At 70.5% G+C, this 20,020-nt stretch carries 15 protein-coding genes and 1 pseudogene; 6 read left to right on the top strand and 10 right to left on the bottom strand.

Annotated elements, in window-relative coordinates:
• Positions 1-12: 12 nt before the first annotated feature.
• From ABIC28_RS11250 to ABIC28_RS11220, 6 genes and pseudogenes are all read right to left on the bottom strand, one after another.
• The gene (locus tag ABIC28_RS11250) at positions 13-870 is read right to left on the bottom strand and encodes an SDR family oxidoreductase (RefSeq protein ID WP_374102919.1); all 858 of its coding nucleotides are present in this window, start codon (positions 868-870) and stop codon (positions 13-15) included.
• Between the two features lie 132 nt (positions 871-1,002).
• Positions 1,003-2,007 (bottom strand): enoyl-CoA hydratase/isomerase family protein, encoded by a 1,005-nt coding sequence (locus tag ABIC28_RS11245; protein ID WP_097212287.1) that lies wholly within the window; start codon positions 2,005-2,007, stop codon positions 1,003-1,005.
• Positions 2,008-2,026: 19 nt separating this feature from the next.
• A pseudogene (locus ABIC28_RS27240) lies at positions 2,027-2,729 on the bottom strand (pyridoxine/pyridoxamine 5'-phosphate oxidase).
• A 101-nt stretch (positions 2,730-2,830) separates the two neighbouring features.
• Positions 2,831-3,319, bottom strand: a complete 489-nt coding sequence (locus ABIC28_RS11230) for a nuclear transport factor 2 family protein (RefSeq protein WP_097212286.1) — start codon at positions 3,317-3,319, stop codon at positions 2,831-2,833.
• A gap of 100 nt (positions 3,320-3,419) precedes the next feature.
• Positions 3,420-5,201 (bottom strand): ABC-F family ATP-binding cassette domain-containing protein, encoded by a 1,782-nt coding sequence (locus tag ABIC28_RS11225; RefSeq protein ID WP_354578912.1) that lies wholly within the window; start codon positions 5,199-5,201, stop codon positions 3,420-3,422.
• On the bottom strand, positions 5,201-6,130 hold the full coding sequence (locus ABIC28_RS11220) for a 4-(cytidine 5'-diphospho)-2-C-methyl-D-erythritol kinase (protein WP_097212284.1): 930 nt from the start codon (positions 6,128-6,130) through the stop codon (positions 5,201-5,203). The genes ABIC28_RS11225 and ABIC28_RS11220 overlap by 1 nt, the downstream gene beginning before the upstream one ends.
• A gap of 93 nt (positions 6,131-6,223) precedes the next feature.
• Here ABIC28_RS11220 and ABIC28_RS11215 point away from each other — a divergent pair, with 93 nt between their 5' ends.
• Positions 6,224-6,649, top strand: coding sequence for a VOC family protein (locus ABIC28_RS11215; protein ID WP_373560261.1), 426 nt, complete (start codon positions 6,224-6,226; stop codon positions 6,647-6,649).
• Between the two features lie 12 nt (positions 6,650-6,661).
• Here ABIC28_RS11215 and ABIC28_RS11210 read toward each other — a convergent pair whose 3' ends face one another.
• Positions 6,662-6,862 carry a hypothetical protein gene (locus tag ABIC28_RS11210; RefSeq protein ID WP_143548467.1) on the bottom strand — a complete coding sequence of 67 codons (201 nt, stop codon included), beginning with the start codon at positions 6,860-6,862 and terminating at the stop codon, positions 6,662-6,664.
• A gap of 25 nt (positions 6,863-6,887) precedes the next feature.
• Positions 6,888-8,306 (bottom strand): WS/DGAT/MGAT family O-acyltransferase, encoded by a 1,419-nt coding sequence (locus ABIC28_RS11205; protein ID WP_097212282.1) that lies wholly within the window; start codon positions 8,304-8,306, stop codon positions 6,888-6,890.
• Positions 8,307-9,104: 798 nt separating this feature from the next.
• Between ABIC28_RS11205 and ABIC28_RS11200 the strand changes: the two genes are divergently transcribed.
• From ABIC28_RS11200 to ABIC28_RS11190, 3 genes are all read left to right on the top strand, one after another.
• Positions 9,105-14,585, top strand: coding sequence for an ATP-binding protein (locus tag ABIC28_RS11200; protein ID WP_354578909.1), 5,481 nt, complete (start codon positions 9,105-9,107; stop codon positions 14,583-14,585).
• A gap of 823 nt (positions 14,586-15,408) precedes the next feature.
• Entirely contained in the window at positions 15,409-16,377 is a 969-nt protein-coding gene (locus ABIC28_RS11195) for a helix-turn-helix transcriptional regulator (protein WP_354578907.1), read from the top strand.
• A 110-nt stretch (positions 16,378-16,487) separates the two neighbouring features.
• Entirely contained in the window at positions 16,488-17,099 is a 612-nt protein-coding gene (locus tag ABIC28_RS11190; protein ID WP_097212278.1) for a TIGR03086 family metal-binding protein, read from the top strand.
• 74 nt (positions 17,100-17,173) lie between these two features.
• On the opposite strand, the gene ABIC28_RS11185 is transcribed toward ABIC28_RS11190, so the two are convergent.
• Positions 17,174-17,299, bottom strand: a complete 126-nt coding sequence (locus tag ABIC28_RS11185; protein ID WP_257017510.1) for a hypothetical protein — start codon at positions 17,297-17,299, stop codon at positions 17,174-17,176.
• Positions 17,299-18,732 (bottom strand): MFS transporter, encoded by a 1,434-nt coding sequence (locus ABIC28_RS11180; RefSeq protein ID WP_354578904.1) that lies wholly within the window; start codon positions 18,730-18,732, stop codon positions 17,299-17,301. The genes ABIC28_RS11185 and ABIC28_RS11180 overlap by 1 nt, the downstream gene beginning before the upstream one ends.
• 187 nt (positions 18,733-18,919) lie before the next feature.
• On the opposite strand from ABIC28_RS11180, the gene ABIC28_RS11175 reads away from it, so the two are divergent.
• Entirely contained in the window at positions 18,920-19,129 is a 210-nt protein-coding gene (locus ABIC28_RS11175; RefSeq protein ID WP_077042609.1) for a heavy-metal-associated domain-containing protein, read from the top strand.
• 8 nt (positions 19,130-19,137) lie between these two features.
• Entirely contained in the window at positions 19,138-20,019 is an 882-nt protein-coding gene (locus ABIC28_RS11170) for a DUF8832 domain-containing protein (protein ID WP_354578902.1), read from the top strand.
• The last annotated feature ends 1 nt before the right edge of the window (position 20,020 follow it).

Raw genomic sequence — 20,020 nt, 5'->3', positions numbered from 1 at the left:
GACCGGCAGCGGTCAGATCCCGGCGCGCCGCACGAGGGCGTCGGTGACCGTCGGGGCGAAGTTGTCGAGGAACCGCAGCAGCTCCGCGTAGGTCGGGAGCAGTTCGACCGGCCGGGTCCGGATCGCGGTGACCAGCCAGGACGCCGCGTCCTCGGGGGTCAGCGCCGGCATCGCGTCGTAGTCCTTGGTCGGCGCGATCATCGGGGTGCGGATCAGCGGGAAGTGCACGGTCGTCACGGACACCCCGCGTCCGTCGAGCTCGGCGCCGAGGTCGCGCCCGAACGCGCTGACCGCGGACTTCGACGCGTGGTAGGCCGCGAACTTGGGCATGACGCCGCCCGGCACGCCCCAGGTGGCCACGTTGACCACGTGCCCCTGCCGTCGCTCGAGCATCTCCGGCAACAGCGCGAGGGTGAGCCGTACCGGGCCGAAGTAGTTCAGGGCCATCGTGCGTTCGAAGTCGTGGAACCGGTCGAGCGAATCCTCGACCGGGCGGCGGATCGACCGGCCCGCGTTGTTGACGAGCACGTCGACGGGACCGAGTTCGTCGCGGACGAGGATCCGCAGCCGGTCCACATCATCCGGATCGGTGAGGTCGCATGGCACGGCGTGCGCGGTCCCGCCCCCGCCCACGATCTCGTCGCGCACGGCCTCGAGCGCCTCCGCGCCCCGCGCGACGAGGATCAGCTCGGCGCCCTCGGCGGCGAGTCGCCGCGCGGCCGCCTCCCCGACCCCGGACGAGGCCCCGGTCAGCAGGATCCGCTTGCCCTCGATCCGGTGCTCGCGGATCGGCAGGAACTTCGCGGCGATCGCCCGGGCGGACGGGATCGGGCTCAGCGCCGCGCGGGCGAGGATCTCGGTGATCACGATTGCTGGCTCCTCCGGTAGGGATGGCGGATTCGATGCTATCCGCGCGCCCCCGAACCCGGCCGAGTGTGCAGCTACCGGGGCATCGCCCGGGAAGGGGCGACAGTAGCTGCACACTCGGCGGGGCGGACGGGGCTAGGCGAACAGGGCGGCGATCGCGTCCCGGTCCACCTCGGCGAGGCTCGACGGCGACCAGGACGGGTTGCGGTCCTTGTCGACCAGCACCGCGCGCACGCCCTCGGCGAAGTCGGGCCCGGTGGTCACCGCGGCGGTCAGCGCCAGCTCACGATCGAGGCACCGCGACAGCTCGTCGTCCGCGCCGCGCCGGATCAGCTCCGCGGTGACGAAGGCGGCGGTCGGCGACACCGCGGTCAGCGCGGTCCGCGCCTGCGTCGTCCACTCGTCGTCCCCGGTCAGCCGGGCCAGCATGTCCGCGGGGGTGCCCTGCGCGAACACCTCGTCGATCTCCGCTTGCCGCGCGGCCAGCGGCGCCTCGGGGGCCTGCTCGCCGAACTTCTCGAGCGCCTCGGCGGCCGAGCCACCGCGGATCGCGTCGGCCAACTCCGCCAACCGCTCGCTCGGCACGAAATGCGTCGCCAGTCCGAACGCGACCGCGTCGCCCGCCGAGGCCCTGGCGCCGGTGAGCCCGAGGTACATGCCTGCCGCGCCGGTCAGCCGCGGCAGGAAGTGGCTCGCGCCCACGTCCGGGAAGAACCCGATCGCGGTCTCCGGCATGGCCAGCACCGCCCGCTCGGTCACCACCAGGACCGAGCCGTGCACCGAGATGCCGAGCCCGCCGCCCATCGCGGCGCCGTCGATCAGCGAGATGTAGGGCTTCGGGTACTCGCCGATCAGCAGGTTGAGCCGGTACTCGTCGGCGAAGAACCCGTGCACGAACTCGCGGTCGCCGCGCAGCACCGCCTCGCGCACGGCCTTGATGTCGCCGCCCGCGCAGAACGCCCGCTCGGAACCGCTGGTCACCAGGACCGTCTCGACCGCGGGGTCGTCGCGCCAGCGCAGCAGCGGCTCGTACAGATCGCGGATCATGCTCGGATCGAGGGCGTTGAGCGCCTTCGGTCGGTCCAGCACGATCTCGCCGACGCCGCCTGCGACGTTGGTCCGGATGAAGCTCATGCACACTCCCGTTCAGATGTTCTGGTCACGGCCACAGGACGTCGGTAATCCACCCAGTGGTCGACCAACTCGCGGACGGCTCGGGCCGCCCGTACCGCAACCGTTGGTGTCTGCGCCCCGGGTCGGCGAGCCAGAACTCGACGCTGTCCGGGACCAGGCACCAAGCCTGCCAGGCCGGCGCGACGAGGCCCGGGTCGGCCTCGATCCGGGAGACCGCCTCGGCGACCGCGCGGTCGTACTCGACCGGGATCGGCCAGGACCTCGCTCTGTCGGCTGGCGGCGGCCACCGCGCGGGCGGTCACCGACCGTTCGAGATAGTCCCGCGCGCTCACCCGCGCCTCCCCCGGCTCGGCGTGGCCGCGGACCCGGACCTGCCTGCCCACCCCGGCCCAGTAGAAGGTCAGCGCCGCCGAGGGGTTCGCCGCCAGCTGACGCCCCTTCGGGGAGTCCACCGAGCCCGAGAACCACCAGCCCCGCTCGTCGACGTCTTTGAGGGTGAGCACCCGGGCGTCGACCCGGCCGCCGTCCTCCGTCGTGGACAGCACGGCCGCCTGGGGTTCCGGCACGCCTGCCGCGACCGCATCCTCCAGCCAGCGCAGGAACAGCGGCGACGGGGTGTGAGTCGGGTCCAGGACGTCGGCGGGCGCCGCCGCGGCCGTCATGGCGGGCAGGGCGCGCAGCCACGCGCGGGTGTCGGCGAACGAGGACCGGGGCGCGATGTCGGGCACGATCGAACCCTAGGCCCCGGCCACGGGTTCGCGCACCGCGAGGACGCGCGCAGACCGAGAGCGCCTCGGGCCGAGCACGATTCGACTCTGCCCGATCTCCGTCAGGCGGAGGCCTGGGTGGCGGCCGGGGTCACCGAGAGCGCCCAGCGGCTCGAGGTGACCTGGAAGCTCGGGATGTCGGCGAGGGAGATGACCACCTCGTAGGTGCGCTCGTAGCCCGTGTGCGAGATGCGCCATCGTCCGTCGGCGCCCTTGGCATACCGATCGTGATAGTAGGCCGCACCGCGCAGCATCATCCCGTCCTCCGGAATGATCACCGTGTCCGAGAGCACCCAGACCCCGGACGCGCTGTCACCGTCCACGTCGATCTCGGGCTGCCCGGTCAGGTGCTCGGTCAGCACGTGCGGGGCCAGCGTGATCTCCATGAAGGAGACGAGCGCATCACGATCCTCGAACCGGAGATGCTCGCCGTAGGTCGCCGTCGCGTCGGGCAACAGGGTGTCGCGGAACGTGGCCCAGTCCTTGGTGTCCAGCGCGCGGGTGTACCGGTATTTGAGTCTGCAGATCTCGGCGACGGCCTCCAGATCCATGATGCACGCCTTCCATGACGGGACTCATGCACAGATACTGACCTGCTCGCAGACTAGTCTTCTTCGCCTGCGAAGGAGACCGGAATGGGTGAGCGCCGGTTCACTCCAGCTCGGCGGCGAGCTCCATCCAGCGCTCCTCGGCGCCGTCCTTGTCCATCACGACCTGCCGGAGCTCCGCGTCCAGCGACTGCAGCTTCGCCGGATCGGTCGCGGCCTCCGCCAACGCCGCGTGCAGCTTCGTCTCGCGCTCGTCGAGCTTGACGATCTGGCGCTCGAGCTTGCTCAGCTCCTTGCGGGCCGCCCGGTCCGCGGCGCCGTCCCTCAGCGGTGCGGGCGCGGACGAACCCGACAGCGCCTGACTGGTGGTACCGGCGGCCTCGACCGCGGCCCGACGCCTGCGCAGGTAGTCGACGATGCCGCCGGGCAGGTTGGTGAGCTTGCCGTCACCGAACAGCGCCCAGGTGGAGTCACAGATCCGCTCGATCAGGTAGCGATCGTGACTGATCACCACCATCGTGCCCGCCCAGCCGTCGAGGATGTCCTCGAGCTGCTGGAGGGTGTCGATGTCCAGGTCGTTGGTCGGCTCGTCGAGCAGCAGCACGTTCGGCTCCGACATCAGGACCCGGGTCAGCTGGAGCCGTCGCCGCTCGCCACCGGACAGATCGCCCACTCGGGTGCGCTGACGGGCCGGCGTGAAGCCCAGTCGCTCGGCCAGCTGACCGGCGGATATTTCCTTGTCGCCCAACACGATCCGCTCGGCGACATCCTTGACCGCCTCGAGCACGCGCAGATCGGTCGGCAGGTCGTCGAGTTCCTGGCGGAGCCAACCGATCTTGACGGTCTGACCCTGCTTCCGTCGGCCCGTCGCGGGCTCGAGTTCGCCCGCGAGGGTGCGCAGCAGCGTGGTCTTGCCGGAGCCGTTGACGCCGACCAGGCCGATGCGCTCGCCGGGTGCCAAGCGCCAGGTCAGATCGTTCACGAGTTCCCGGCCGTCCGGCGCGGCGATCGTGGCGTCCTCGAGTTCGATGACCACCTTGCCGAGTCGGCTGTTCGCGAACGACGCCAGCGCGACCTTGTCCCTGGGCGGGGGCACGTCGGCGATCAGCGCCTCGGCCGCCTCGATCCGGTACTTGGGCTTGGAGGTGCGGGCGGGCGCACCGCGCCGCAGCCAGGCGAGTTCCTTGCGGGCCAGGTTCCTGCGGCGCTCCTCGGAGGCGTCGGCCTGCCGGGAGCGCTCGGCGCGGGCGAAGATCCAGTCGTTGTAGCCGCCCTCGTAGGCCTCGACCTTTCCGCCGACGACCTCCCACGTGCGGTTGGCGACGGTGTCGAGGAACCACCGGTCGTGCGTGACGACCACCAGCGCGCTGCGCCGGTCGACGAGGTGCTCGGCCAGCCACTGCACGCCCTCGACGTCGAGGTGGTTGGTCGGCTCGTCGAGCACCAACAGGTCCAGGTCCTGCACCAGCGCGGCGGCCAGAGCCACCCGGCGCCGTTCGCCACCGGACAGCCCCTCGACCATGCGATCGAGGCCGACTGCGTCGATCCCGATTCCGGTCAGGATCGACCGGATCCGGGCGTTGCCCGCCCATTCGTGTTCGTCGACCCCGAGCGGGGCGAGGACCACGTCGGCGACGCTCGAGCCCGCTGGCAGCACGCCGCGCTGGGTGACCACCGCCATCCGCAGTCCGCCGACCCGGCTCACCCGGCCGGAGTCCGGCGGTTCGACGCCGGCGAGCACCTCGAGCATGGTGGTCTTGCCGCCGCCGTTGAGGCCGACGACACCGATCCGCTCGCCCTCCTGGACGCCGAGCGACACCGAGTCGAGCAGCGGTTTGATCCCGAATGACTTCGAGACCTGCTCCAGATTGATCAGATTCGCCATCAGTGCTCCGTCTTGTCGTCGATCACGCGGGCACCGGGCACCGGGCCGTGGGCTGTTCGCACGGTCCGGCAGACGCCCGCGCCCGCCAGTTCCGCGCTGACCGCCACGGCCGCGTCGGCGTCCGCGCAGAGAAAGGCACAGGTGGGCCCCGAGCCCGAGACGATGCCGGCCAGGGCACCCGCGGCGGTGCCCGCCCGCAGGGTGCGGCGCAGCTCCGGCTTGAGGGACAGCGCCGCGGGCTGCAGGTCGTTGCCGAGCAGGGGGGCGAGCTGATGGGGATCCCCGACGGCCAGCGCGTGCATCAGCTCGTCGGGGTCACCGAGCCGGGGCGGGTCGCCCTCGGCGCGCAACCGGTCCAGCTCGCGGAACACGTCCGGGGTCCGCAGCCCACCCTTGGCGAGCGCGAGGACCCAGTGAAAGGTGTTGCGGGACAGCACCGGCAGCAATTTCTCCCCGCGACCGGTACCGATCGCGGTGCCGCCGCGCAGCGAGAACGGCACGTCGCTGCCGAGCCGGGCCGCGTATTCGTCCAGATCGGCGCGCTCGAGGCCGAGCTCCCAGAGCTCGTCGAGGGCGACCAGGGTCGCCGCGGCGTCGGCGCTGCCGCCTGCCATGCCACCCGCGACCGGGATGCCCTTGGCGATCGCGATCGCGACCGCGGGGTCCCTGCCCGCCCGCTCGGCGAGCAGCTCGGCCGCCTGCCAGACCAGGTTGCGGTGGTCCGTCGGCACCACCCGCGCGCTCTCGCCCTGCACCACGACCGAGAGCTCGTCCGCGTCGCGGACCTCGACGTCGTCGTGCAGCGAGAGCGCCTGGAAGACCGAGGTGAGCTCGTGATAGCCGTCTTCGCGCAGGTCACCGACGCCGAGGTGCAGATTGACCTTCGACGGTGCCCGGACGATCACCGGGCGAGGAACAGCGGACAGCACAAGGCACCAGCGTAGTGGAACAAATGCGGTCCGATGACCGCGCCGAGGGGACGACCATGGAGGTGGACGCCACCAACCCACCAAGGAGCCGTCATGACCGACCCCCGCGACCCCGACCAGCAGCGGACCGTGGTGCCGCGGCCCGCCGCCCTGCCCTACCTGTCCGTGCCCGACGCCCGCCGCGCGATCGAGTGGTACGCCGAGGCCTTCGGCGCCCGGGTCGACGGCGAGCCGGTGATGATGCCCGACGGCCGGATCGGTCACTGTGAGCTGGCGATCGGCGACGGCACGCTGTACCTGGCCGACGAGTTCCCCGAGATCGGTTTCACCGCGCCCGCCCCCGGCCGTTCCGGAGTGAGCCTGATGCTGCCGGTCGCCGACACCGACGCCACCCTGGAGCGGGCGCGCGCGACTGGCGCGGCCGTCGAACGCGAACCGGCGAACGAGAACAGCCATCGCGGCGCCACCCTGCTGGACCCGTTCGGCCACCGTTGGATGCTCGCGGGGCCGATCGGCTGATCGAGTCCGCTGTCAGATCATCACGGCGGCCAGGCCGACGCAGATGCTGGTGAATGCGGCGATCAGAACCCCCGCGAGGGCGGACCCGGTGACCAGGAGCGCTGGCGCGGCGGAGGGGACGGATGCGGCCAGCGCGATGGCCACGGCAGAGCGGACCCGGTGTGGCGCGGGCTCATCTCGAAACAGGGACTGGTCATGTGCGGTGAGCTGCATTGAATCGTCCTCTCCCTCTCCGGTGTCACAATCCGACGGCCCGCTCGAGCGCGGCGAGCTCGTCGTCGAGATATCCGAGTAGTGGCTGCAGCGGCGGCACGCTGCGGCGGCAGCCGGTCAGTCCGAACGCGATCTCGTCGTCGGTGCTGGTGCAGGTGATGTTGAGGGCCTGCCCGTCGACCGGGATCGACAGCGGGTAGAGCGCGCTCAGCCGGGCACCGTTCCAGTAGAGCGGCGTCCCGGGACCCGGCACGTTGGAGACCATCACATTCGCGGGGCGGACCGGCCCACCGAGGCCGAACATGCCCAGCGCCAGCGGGGCGACGCCGAGCGCGCTGGTGGCCAGGACCTGCGCCGTGCTCATGGTGCGCATCGAGTCCTTCCCCTCGCGCATGGCGGTGCGCACCGTGTCGAGGCGGGCCGCCGGATCGTCGAGGTGCGTGGCGAGATTGCACATCAGCAGCCCGATCTCGTTGCCCGCCTTGACCTCATGCGGTTCACGTCGCAGCGAGACCGGCACCATCGCGATCAGCGGGTCGGCCGGGAGCGCGTCGAGTTCGTCCATGTAGGCGCGCAGCGCGCCCGCGCACATCGCCAGCACCACGTCGTTGATCGTGGCGTCACCGCATTTCGCGACCAACCGCAGCCGCTCGATCGGCCAGGACTGTGCCGCGAACCGCCGGGCACCCCCGATCGGCACGTTGAAGATGCTGCTGGGCGCGGCGAAGGAGAGTGACCCGCCGCGGTCGTGCCTGGCCCGGTCGACCGTGCCCGCGAGCGCGGGCAGGAGGCCGACCGCCTCGCCGACTGCGCCACGCGCGACGCGCAGCACCGCGGACGCCAGGTCGAGAGGACCACCACGGGCGGGCTCGACGGAACCGTCGTCGGAGACGTCCGGGACGAGCGCGAGCGCGGGACGCTCCCGCACGAGCGGCTCCCACGGGGCGGGCATCTCGCGCGCCTCCGGATCCTCGCTGAGCGCGCTGCGCAGTAGTTTCATCGCGGACACGCCGTCGGCCAGTGCGTGGTGGATCTTCGTGTAGACCGCGAACCGGCCGTCCTCGAGGCCCTCGATCAGGTGCATCTCCCAGAGCGGGCGGCTGCGGTCGAGCAGGCCGCCGTGCAGGCGGGAGACCAGTTCGAGCAATTCCGTGATCCCGCCGGGCGCCGGGAGCGCCTCGTGGCTGACGTGGTGGCCGAGGTCGATGTCGGTGTCGGTCTCCCAGCCCCACTGTCCGAGCGAGGTCACAGATCGCCGCGCCCGCTTGCGCAGCAGCGGCGAGACCTCACCCCTGGCAAAGGCTGCGTCGAGCATCGCCCGCACGTCCCGCGCCCCTGCACCCTCCGGCGGCGTGAAGAGCGCCAGACCCCCGACGTGCATCGGATGGTCTCGGGACTCCCCCAGCAGGAACATCGAGTCGGTCGGTGACATCGGCAGCAGCATTGCGCGCCTTTCCTGAAATCCCGTGCCCGGAACCGTGAGCGGCTCCGGTCCCCCGGGGACCTGTCTTTCCGCGCTCCGGCCGTGTCGCATTCCCGCAGAGATTCTGTGAGAAAGATCACGAGCCAGTTGCGCGTGAGACCTGTTCTACATCATTCGGAAAACCGAATCCACTTGAGCAAATGTCCAGGTCCGGGGCCTGCCAGAGCCCCGGCAAGATCAACTTGATTTGGCACGCGGAGGCACAATCCATTCACCTGCAGATATCAAGATCAAGTGTTCTCGCCAGGAAATTGATACTCCGCGTAACAGCATCTTTCTCAATATGAAAACTTCGCCTGCCGGTAACCCTACTCGTGAGTAAATCAATTCCTACTCACGAGTACGCGTTATACCTACTCGCCAGTATCAAACTTATTACCGGTTGGTAGTACCGATTCACTCTCCGAACCCCGTCGGGATGCGATCGAATTAGACTGCACTGCAACGACATTAGTCGATCCTTTGCCCCCGGCCGACGCGACATGACAATGTCGACGAAATACTGCATGCTTGCGTACCGGCAGGGTCGACTTGGGACGCCAGGCCGGGCGAGGATTACGCGTGACCGGATCAATTCGCTCGCGCCTCGACTTCGTTTCCATACGAGGTTTCGGGTCCCAACCGCACTCGGTCGGGCATGTCCCAGGCCAACCGGTCCGGACTGCACACCGGCTCCGGCCCCTTCGGGGGTTCGGGACGGCGGACGGTCGCGTAGGCGCGGCGCAGTCGACACACACATTTCGAGAACGGTGGGCGAGGATGTTCAAACGTGTAGCGGTGGTCAATCGGGGTGAGGCGGCGGTACGCCTGATCCGGGCGGTGCGCGAGCTCAATGCCGAGCACCCGTACGGCATCACGACGATCGCGCTGCACACGGACGCCGAGCGGCGGGCGATGTTCGTCCGGCAGGCGGATGAGGGTGTCACCCTGCGGCCGTCCACCACGGCCGCCACCCCCTACCTCGACCACGCCGAGCTCGAGCGCGCCCTGATCGAGGCAAGGGCCGACGCCGTCTGGGTCGGCTGGGGCTTCGTCGCCGAGGACCCGGCATTCGCGGACCTCTGCGCCCGCCTGAACATCACCTTCATCGGCCCCTCGGGCGACGCCATGCGCCTGCTCGGCGACAAGGTCGAGGCCAAGCTGCTCGCCGAGAAGGTCGGCGTCCCGGTCGCGCCATGGTCCGGCGGTCCCGTCGAGACCCGCGCGGACGCCCGCAGGCACGCACAGGCCATCGGGTACCCGCTGATCATCAAGGCCCGCTCCGGCGGCGGTGGCCGTGGCATCCGCAAGGTCTTCGCCGAGGACGAACTCGAGCTCGCCCTCGAGCGCACTCAGGGCGAGGCGGAGCGTTCCTTCGGCGACCCGGTCGTGTTCATCGAGCGCCTGGTCACCGAGGCCCGGCACGTCGAGGTGCAGGTCATCGCCGACGCGCACGGCAACGTCTGGGCCCCCGGCGTGCGGGACTGCTCCATCCAGCGCAAGAACCAGAAGGTGATCGAGGAGTCGGCCTCTCCGCTGCTGAGCAAGGAGCAGGCCGACCACCTGCGCGGCGTCTCCGCCGACCTGGTGCGCGCGGCCGGCTACTGCGGCGCCGCCACTGTCGAGTACCTGTACCAGCCCTCCCAGCAGGTCTTCACCTTCCTCGAGGTCAACACCCGCCTGCAGGTCGAGCACCCGATCACCGAGGCCACCACCGGCATCGACCTGGTCAAGCTGCAGATCCAGGTCGCGGGCGGCGACCCGCTGGTCGGCGACTGCCCGCCCGAATTCGGCCACGCCGTCGAGGCCCGGCTCAACGCGGAGGACGCCGACAACGGGTTCGCTCCGGCCCCCGGCACCGTGCGCCTGCTCAAGTTCCCGCTCGGATCCGGGCTGCGCGTGGACACCGGCATCGCCCAGGGCGATGTCATCCCGCCCGACTACGACTCCATGGTCGCCAAGGTCATCGCCTGGGGCCGGGATCGGTCCGAGGCCCTCGCCCGGCTGCGTACCGCGCTGCGCGAGACCACCGTCGTCCTCGACGGCGGCACCACCACCAAGTCGTTCCTGCTGGACCTGCTGGACCGCGAAGAGGTGATCACCGCCAGCGCTGACACCGGATGGCTCGACCGCACCGGCGCAGGCAGCGCGAACGGCCCGACGCCCGCCGCCGCCGTGGCGTTGCTGGCGACCGCGGTCGGCGTGTACGACGCGGAAGAGGCCCACGAGCGGGGCGCGTTCCTCGCCGCCGCCCGCGGCGGCAGGCCGCGCGCCAAGCACGGTGTCGGCCGGCCCGTCGAACTCAGCTACCAGGGCCAGGCCTACCAGTTCGTGGTCGGTCAGATCGGTCCGCACCGCTACCGGATCGACGGCGACAGCGGCGAGGTCGAGGTCGACGTCGACCGGCTCAGTGAGTTCGAGAGCCGGATCGTGGTCGGCGGCCGCCGGTTCCACATCGTCTCCGTCACCGGACCCGCCCATCACCTCGTCGAGGTCGACGGCATCAGCCACCAGATCAGCCAGGACGAGGCGGGCGTCGTGCGCGCCCCCTCCCCCGCCGTGGTGGTCGCCCTCCCGGTCGCCGTCGGCGACGAGGTGGAAGCAGGCGACACCCTCGTGGTGCTCGAGGCGATGAAGATGGAGACCGCGATCCGGGCGCCCTACGCGGGCACCGTCCGCGAGGTGCTCGCCGTGGTCAACGCCCAGGTGGATGCGGGCGCGCCGCTGCTGCGCGTCGACCAGGTCGCCGAGGAGACGGTGACCACCCAGGCCCCGCGGGTCGAGTTCGTCGCCCCCGAGACCCGCGACCGCGACGACCTCACCGAGGCACTGGCCCGGCTCGACGCCCTGAGCGCGATGATCACCGGCTTCGACGTCGACGCCGCCCGCTCGCGCGCGCTGCTGGCCGAGTACCTCGCCCTGCGCGAGTCGCTCCCCGAGTCCGACACCACCCTCGTCGCCGCCGAGCTGAACCTGCTGACCACGTTCGCCGACCTCTGCGAGCTCTCCCGCAACCGGCCGACCGTCGACGAGGAGGACACCGTCGAGCGGGTGCACAGCCCGCGCGAGCATTTCCACTCCTTCCTGCAGTCCCTCGACGTGGACGTGCACGGGATGCCGGACTCCTTCCGCGCCAAGCTCTCCCGATCGCTGCGTCACTACGACGTCAACGACCTCGAGCGCACCAAGGAACTGGAGGAGGCCGTCTACCGGATCTTCGTCGCGCAGCAGCGGATGGAGACCCAGGTTCCGATCGTCGCCGGCCTGCTCGCGCAGTGGCTGCACGACGGCCGCGTCTGCACGGACAACTACCCCGCCCTTGCGGAGGTCCTCGACCGCCTCGTCCTCGCCACCCAGCTGCGCTACCCGGTCGTCGGCGACGTCGCCCGCAACCTGCAGTTCCGGATCTTCGACGAGCCTGCGATCCGCAAGGCCCGCGAGCAGGTCTACGACGGCGTGCGTGGCAGCCTGCAGTACCTCGCGGAGCGTCCGGGAGCGGTCGACCGTGCGGAGCGGATCGACGCGCTGGTGGACACCCCCGAGCCGCTGGTCGGCCTCCTCGCCGACCCGCTGTCGCTGCCCGGCGACCTGCTGGAGGTGGTCACCCGGCAGTACTACAAGATCCGCGGCCTGCACGACGTCAAGGCCCTCGACGGTCACGGCTTGCCCTGCGTCACCGGCACTTTCGAGCTCGCGGGTGAGCAGCTGAACCTGGTCTCGGTCGCAGCCGAGCGGGCCCGCCTCGACGAGGCGCTTGCCGTCGTCGACGCGGCGGTCGGTCCCGCCCCGGTCAACCAGGTCATCGACCTCTACCTCGCCTGGCCGGACGCCCCCACGAATGGCGACACCCTCGCCGAGTCGCTGCGGACGGCGTTGCAGGAGCACGGCGGAGCGGTGTCATGGCGCCGTGTCACCGTCACGGTGGCGACCCCCGGCGACATCACGGTGCAGCGCGTCGTGACGTTCCGGCCCGCGGCCGAGCCGGATTCGGGGCTGGTCGAGGACAAGATCATCCGCGACATGCACCCGCTGACCGCTCAGCGCCTGAACATGTGGCGGCTCAAGAACTTCGACGGCACCCGCCTGCCCGCCCCTGCCGACACCTTCCTGTATCGCCTCGTCGCCAAGGAGAACCAGACCGACGAGCGGCTGATCGCGATGGCGCAGGTGCGGGACCTGACGCTGCAGATGGACGCGGACGGCGAGATCGCCGCCGCGCCCGCCATCGAGCGGGCCGTCGTGGCCTGCCTCGACGGCATCCGCCGGGTCCAGGCCGAGCGCGGCAGCAAGCGCATCGAGAACAACCGCGTTGTGCTCTACGTGTGGCCGAAGTTCGAGGTGTCGGCCGACCGGATCGCCCGGATCGCCCAGCACGTCGCACCGCTGACCGTGGGCGCCGGACTCGAGCAGCTCACCATCATCGGCCGCCTGCAGGAGACCCCCAAAGAGGCGCCGCGACAGGTGGCGGTTCGGTTCTCGTACCGCTCGGGCGCGGGCCTGCAGGTCGCGGTCACCGAGCCGCCGACCGAGCCGCTCAAGCCGTTGGACGCGTACACCCAGAAGGTGCAGCGTTCCAAGGCCCGCGGCACGGTCTACCCCTACGAGCTGATCCCGGCCCTGTCGGCGGGTGGCACCTTCGTCGAGTACGACCTCGACGAGTCCGGCGCGTTGGTCCCGGTCGAGCGCGCCTACGGGCGGAACACCGCAGGCATCATCGTCGGCCTGGTGACCACGCCCACCAAGCGGCACCCCGAAGGCATGACCCGCGTCGCACTGTTCGGTGATCCGACGAAGGCGCTGGGCACCGTGGCCGAGGCCGAGTGCTCCCGCGTGGTCGCGGCCATCGACATGGCGGAGCGGCTCGGCGTGCCCGTCGAGTGGTTCGCCCTCTCCTCCGGCGCCACCATCTCGATGGAATCCGGCACCGAGAACATGGACTGGGTCTCGCGCGGGCTGCGCAGGATCATCACGTTCACCCAGAACGGCGGCGAGATCAACGTCCTCGTCGCCGGGATCAACGTCGGCGCCCAGCCCTACTGGAACGCCGAGGCCACGATGTTGATGCACACGAAGGGCATCCTGGTGATGACCCCGGACAGCGCGATGGTGCTGACCGGCAAGCAGTCACTCGACTACTCGGGCGGCGTCTCCGCGGAGGACAACTTCGGCATCGGCGGCTACGACCGGGTGATGGGCCCGAACGGCCAGGCGCAGTACTGGGCGCCGAACCTGACGGCGGCCATCGGCGTCCTGTTCACGCACTACGAGCACTCGTACCTCGCTGCGGGCGAACGCTTCCCGCGCAAGGCCGACTCCACGGACCCGATCGACCGCGACGTCCGCACCTTCCCGCACGTGCATCCGTCGAGCGAGTTCACCACGGTCGGCGAGATCTTCTCGCGGGAGACGAACCCGGACCGCAAGAAGCCCTTCGACATCCGGACCGTGATGCGCTCCGTGGTCGATCAGGACCACGCGGTGCTGGAACGGTGGGCCGACATGGCCGACGCCGACACCTCCGTGGTGTTCGACGCCCACCTCGGTGGCAACGCGGTGACGGTGATCGGCATCGAGTCGCGCGCCATCGCCCGTAAGGGCTGGTTCCCGACCGACGGCCCCGACCAGTGGACCTCCGGCACGCTGTTCCCGCGCTCGTCGAAGAAGACGGCCCGCGCGATCAACGCGGCCAGCGGCAACCGCCCGGTAGTGGTGCTGGCGAACCTGTCCGGCTTCGACGGCTCCCCGGAGTCGCTGCGGAACCTGCAGCTCGAGTACGGCGCCGAGATCGGCCGTGCCATCGTGAACTTCGACGGGCCGATCGTGTTCGTGGTGGTCTCGCGCTACCACGGCGGCGCGTTCGTGGTGTTCTCCGGTGCGCTGAACGAGAACATGGAGGTGCTCGCGGTCGAGGGCTCCTTCGCCTCCGTGCTCGGCGGGGCGCCCGCCGCGGCCGTGGTGTTCACCCGCGACGTCAACGCCCGCACCGCGGCGGATCCCGCGGTCCGGGACCTCGAGGCTCGCCTGGCCGAGACCGAGGACAACGCCGAACGCACCCGCCTGCGTGTCGAGCTCGCCGCCGAGCGCTCCGCGGTCCGGTCGGCCAAGCTGGGCGAGGTGGCCGCCGAGTTCGAGGCGATCCACAACATCGAGCGGGCCCGCGAGGTCGGCTCGGTGCACGCGATCGTCCCGGCGGCCGAGCTGCGTCCGCGCCTGGTCGACGCGGTGGAGCGGGGCATGGGCAAGGCTCTGAACACCGTGTAAGGACCGACTGACAGCACAGTGGGCGCCGCCGGAAGTCGTTCCGGCGGCGCCCACTGCTGTGACTGCACTCGCGAGGCGTCAGCCCCAACCGCCCATTCCGGGACGAGCCAAGCAGTAGTTCTGGCCCAGCAGGAGGTTCCGCGCGGCAGCGCAGACAGAGCCGAGCGCCGAGCTTCCCACATTCAGAGGGCTCATGATCTCGTTGGTAACCGTGAAGAGCACGTCCGACGACCCGATCGCGTCCGCAGTCCCCAATATCGCCTCCGACCCCGAGTAGACGGGGTTCGCCGACGGGTCCGAGGAATCTGCCGCCGCGGTTCCAGCACCGCACGCCAGACCCCCTACCAGGGCAGCAGCAACGACGACTGTCGAGATGATTCGGCGCCCGGAATGATGTGTCATCAAGATCCTCCTGTGTGAAAGGGGCAGGACCCCGGATGAGGCCCCGCCGTGGTGGCTGCACGCGGGACCGACCTAGCCCACCCGCCCCCGGTCGAGAAATACAGCTACTCGATGAGACGGATCGAACCGGACGAGACTCCGACGGGATCGGCAGACGCGGTCGTGATTGGGGGTCACCGTACCCTGCGCTCCGCACCCGCGGTCGCGAATTCATTCCACTGCGACACAACATGATTCGTAATACGCAACGAGTCACGCAGACCACACGGCCACGCCAGGCACACCGCTAGTGATCCACTCGACCGAGGGGGAGGTTGTCTGGGGCACCCTCGGTGAGTCGACCCGAGAACGTCCCCCTCGAGCTGGCGTCAGCCTGCTAATGCGGACCACAACTGTCCGCATTGGCTGGCAGGGTGTAGCCATGCGGGAAACCTCGGCGAGACTGCTCCGACTGCTGTCGCTGCTGCAGATGCGGCGGGAGTGGTCGGGCGCGGACCTGGCGGAACGGCTCGACGTGACGCCGCGAACGGTGCGCCGCGACGTGGACAAGCTGCGCGACCTGGGCTATCCGGTCCACGCGAGCGTGGGCGTCGGGGGCGGGTATCAGCTCGGCGCAGGCGCGGAGATGCCGCCGTTGCTGCTGGACGACGAAGAGGCGCTGGCCGTCGCCTTCGGGCTGCAGTCCGGCGCCACCGGATCGGTCGAGGGCCTCGGCGATTCCTCGCTGCGCGCGCTCACCAAGCTGCGACAGGTGATGCCCTCGCGGCTGCGGCACCGCCTCGACGCGCTGCGGATCGACGTGGTGCCGCAGGGTGCGCCCCGGTCCGCGGTCGACGCGAAGGTGCTCTCCGCGATCGCCTCGCTCTGCCACGTGCACGAGCGGCTGCGCTTCGACTACCGCACCAACGACGGCACCGAGAGCAGGCGAGAGGTCGAACCGCACCGACTGGTCCGGGCCGGGGCGCGGTGGTACCTGGTCGCCTGGGACCTGACCCGCGAGGACTGGCGGTCGTTCCGGGTGGACCGGATGACCCCGAAGACACCCAGCGGACCCCGGTTCACCCCGCGCGAGCTGCCGACCGGCGACGCCGCCGCGTTCGTCTCCAGCGGCATCAGTCGAGCCCTCAGCCAGGTCACGGCGCGGGTACTGCTGGACGCCCCGATCGAGCAGATCGCCCCGATGGTCGACGAGTACTGGGGTGCGCTCGAGTCGGCCGACGGCGACCGCTGCGTGATCGAGCTGCGCGGCGAGTCGGCCGCAGGCATCGCCGGATGGCTCACCGCCTTCGGCGTCGACTTCACGGTGCTCGACCCACCGGAGCTCCGCGAGGAGTGTCTTCAGCGAGCCGAACACCACGCGATGCTCAGCGAGCGCTACCGCCGGAGCTGAGCGCGACGGTTCACTGCTCGCCGCCCGGCGGGCGGAACCCCCTTGCTTCGCAAGCCCTCCGAATGGTCAAATAACCGTACGATCGTTCGTACATATTAAGGGAGGTATCGATGGACCTGCGCGAGCACTATCGGGAGGTACTCGGACTGACGGGAGCCCTCGTCGCCGACCTGGGCGAGCATCAACTCGATCTCCCGACACCCTGCGACGAGTGGGACGTCCGGGCGATGATCTGCCACCTGACCGCCAACACCCTGGCGATGCGCTCGCACCTGTCCGGCACCGCCGACAGCACGCATGCGGAACTCACCGGTGACGCACCACGGACACCGAACCCCCGCGCCGACTTCGAAACGGCCGCACGCGAACTCGACTCGGTCCTGACCGACGATGCCGTCCTGAGCCGGAGCGTCGCCGTCGCGGGCTCCGGGACGGTGCCCGGCTCGATCGCCATCGGTGTCCACTTCGTCGACGTCCTCACCCACGGATGGGACCTGAGCCGGGCGGCCGGCATCGACTACCGTCCCGCGGATCGTCGGGTGGCCACCGCGGTGCGGTTCGCCGCCGGCTACCCCGACTCACCCGCCATGCGCGGGCCGGGCGCGCTGTTCGCCCCGGTCCGGCCCCTCGACCCGGACGCCCCCGTCCTCGACAAACTGGTCGCACTCCTCGGTCGCGATCCGCGTTGGGCCCCCGCAGCACGGGCCCGAGATCGCCGGTGATGCTGCGGGGCGCCGACGCGCCGCGTGGAAACTCGCCCACAGCGGAGCGCCGGCGTCCCATGACCCACCGATGCTCAGCGCTCGCCGTCGCGGGAGCGCGGATCCAGCCGGACCCGCATGGCGGCCAGCAGGCAGCCCGCCGCGCAGCGCAGCACGGCCCTGACCCTCGGGTCGTCCAGCCGGACCGCTCCCCCCGCCATCAGACCGTCACCGACTCGGCATCCGGCGCGGACGCCCGCGAACCGCGCAGTGTCAGACCGGCCAGAACGGCGCCGACCAAGGCCACGCCCGCCGCGACCAGGAACGCCGCCGAGAACCCGTCCGTCAGGGCGCCGCGATCCCCGAGTTCGTTCGCCCCGAGCGCGGCACCGACCGCCGTCGCGGCGGCCAGACCCAGCGCGGAGCCGAGCTGATAGCTGGTGTTGACGATGCCCGACGCCAGTCCGCCCTCCTCCGGCCGGGCGCTGGAGATCGCAGTGCCCAGCGAGGGGATGAAGGCCAGTGCCATGCCGAGCGCCGAGACCAGCGACGCGGGCAGCACGTCGACCCAGAAGTTGCCGTCCGGGCGAACCAGCGACAGCCAGGCCAGGCCCACCGACAGCAGGATCAGGCCCGAAACCACCATCGGCTTCGGCCCGAACCTCGCGATCAGCCGGGGCGCGAGCACGATCATGCCGATCATGATCAGCGCCGTCATCGGGATGAGGGCGGCGCCGCTGGGGAACGCCGAGTAGCCGAGCACCTGCTGCAGATACAGGTTCAGGAAGAACCACATCGGGATCCACGCGGCCCCGAGCAGGAACTGCGCCAGGTTGGCGGCGCCCAGGTTGGGGGTCCGAAAGATCGCGAGCCGGACCAGTGGTTCGCGCCGCCGGGACTGGATCACCACGAACCCCGCGATCAGCGCCGCCGCGGCGAGCAGGGTCCCCCACGTCTGCGCGGCGGCCCAGCCGACCTCGGGGGCGCGGACGACACCGAAGACCGCCGCCCCGATGCCGAGGGTGACGGTGAGCGCACCGAGCAGGTCGACGCCGCCGGTCGCGCCACCGCGGCCGCCGGGCAGCAGAGCGGGCGCCGCGACGAGCGCGATCACCGCGATCGGGATGTTGATGAAGAACACCCACGGCCACGAGGCGTACTCGGTGAGCAGTCCGCCAAGGAACACGCCCGCGGTTCCACCGGCCGGTGCCGCGGCGCCGTAGACGGCCAGCGCCCTGGTCAGCTCCCGCGGGGTGGACCCGAACAGCATCATCAGCAGGGTGAGCGCGGCGGGCGCGATCAGCGCGGCGCCCACGCCCTGCACCGCCCGCCCGATGAGTTCGGTGGGCACGTTGCCCGCCAGACCCGCGGCCGCCGACCCCGCCAGCAGGACGAGCCAGCCGAGGCCGAACATCCGGCGCGCGCCGTACAGGTCGGACAGCCGCCCGCCGAGGAGCAGCATCCCCCCGAACATCACCACGTACGCGTTGAACACCCAGGTGAGATTCCCCTGGGTGAAGCCGAGATCCTCGCGCATCTCCGGCAGGGCGACGCCGATGATCGACGTGTCCATGATCACCACAAACTGCGCGAGCGCAATCAACCCCAGCGCCAACCATTTTCGGGTCTGGGCGGGGTCCTGTGTCCGATTCATCTCGTTCACTCCTTCTGATAATCCGGGCGACTGTGTCGGCGAATGCCGTGTGTTGGTTTATACCCCCTGGGGGTATGACGCGCAACACTCGAATGAGACTTGCGGACACCTACCCCCTGGGGGTACCTTCATCCATGCAAGAGCCCATACCCCCCAGCGGTATGGAGCCACACAGAGGGAGAACGACATGACCATCGCGAACTACACCGTCACCGGCATGACCTGCGGCCACTGCGCGGGCTCGGTCCGCGCCGAGGTCGGCAAGCTCGGCGGGGTCACCGACATCGCGGTCGACGTCCCCACCGGCCGGCTCACCATCACCAGCGCCGCGCCGCTCGACGAATCGGCCGTGCTCGGCGCTGTCGACGAGGCCGGCTACTCGGCCACTCCCGCATAGGGACGGCCATGAACACCCCGATCAAACTCGCCGCCTACGCCGGAGGGCTCGCCGTGATCTTCGCGGCGGCCCTCGGGCTGGGCGCGGCAACAGGAAGCCCGATCGACATGTCGAACACCCACGACACCACCACCCACGGCGGACACGCTGACGCGGGCACCGCCGTCGCCACCGCCCCCGCGGGCCTTCAGGTCTCCGAGCAGGGCTACACCCTGTCCGAGGTCACCGCACCCACCGAAGCCAACAACCCCGGCGCACTGAACTTCCGGATCCTCGGCCCGTCCGGCGCCGCGGTCACCGAGTACGACGAGCTACACGAGAAGCAGCTGCACCTGATCGTGGTCCGCAGCGACACCAGCGAATTCCGCCACGTCCACCCGGTCCGGGCAACGGACGGCACCTGGTCCCTCGACTGGAGTTGGCCGAGGGGTGGCACCTACCGCGTGTTCGCTGACTTCCAGCCGACCGGCGGTCCGCAGCTGACGCTCGGCCGCAATGTCGACGTCGCCGGCGACTTCGCCCCGGCCCCGCTGCCCCGGGAAACTCGGGTCGCCGAGGTGGACGGCTACCAGGTCACCCTGTCCGGCGACCTCAGCACCGCGGGCGGACAGCTGACCCTGACCGTGGCCCGCGACGGCAAACCGGTGACCGACCTGCAGCCGTACCTCGGCGCGTTCGGGCACCTGGTCGCGCTGCGCACCGGCGACCTCGCCTACCTGCACGTGCACCCGCAAGGCGAACCCGGCGACGGCGTCACCGCGCCCGGACCGGGCGTCAGATTCCACGCGCAGGCGCCGTCCGACGGCACCTACCGCCTGTTCCTCGACTTCCAGCACGAGAACGTAGTCCGCACAGCGGAATTCACGGTCTCCACCCACGAAGGCCACTGAC

The organism is Rhodococcus sp. PvR044, from assembly GCF_040548995.1.
GTDB lineage: Bacteria > Actinomycetota > Actinomycetes > Mycobacteriales > Mycobacteriaceae > Rhodococcus_G > Rhodococcus_G oryzae.
The sequence above is the reverse complement of the archived record's forward strand: the minus strand, read 5'-3'. Positions and strand labels throughout refer to the sequence as shown.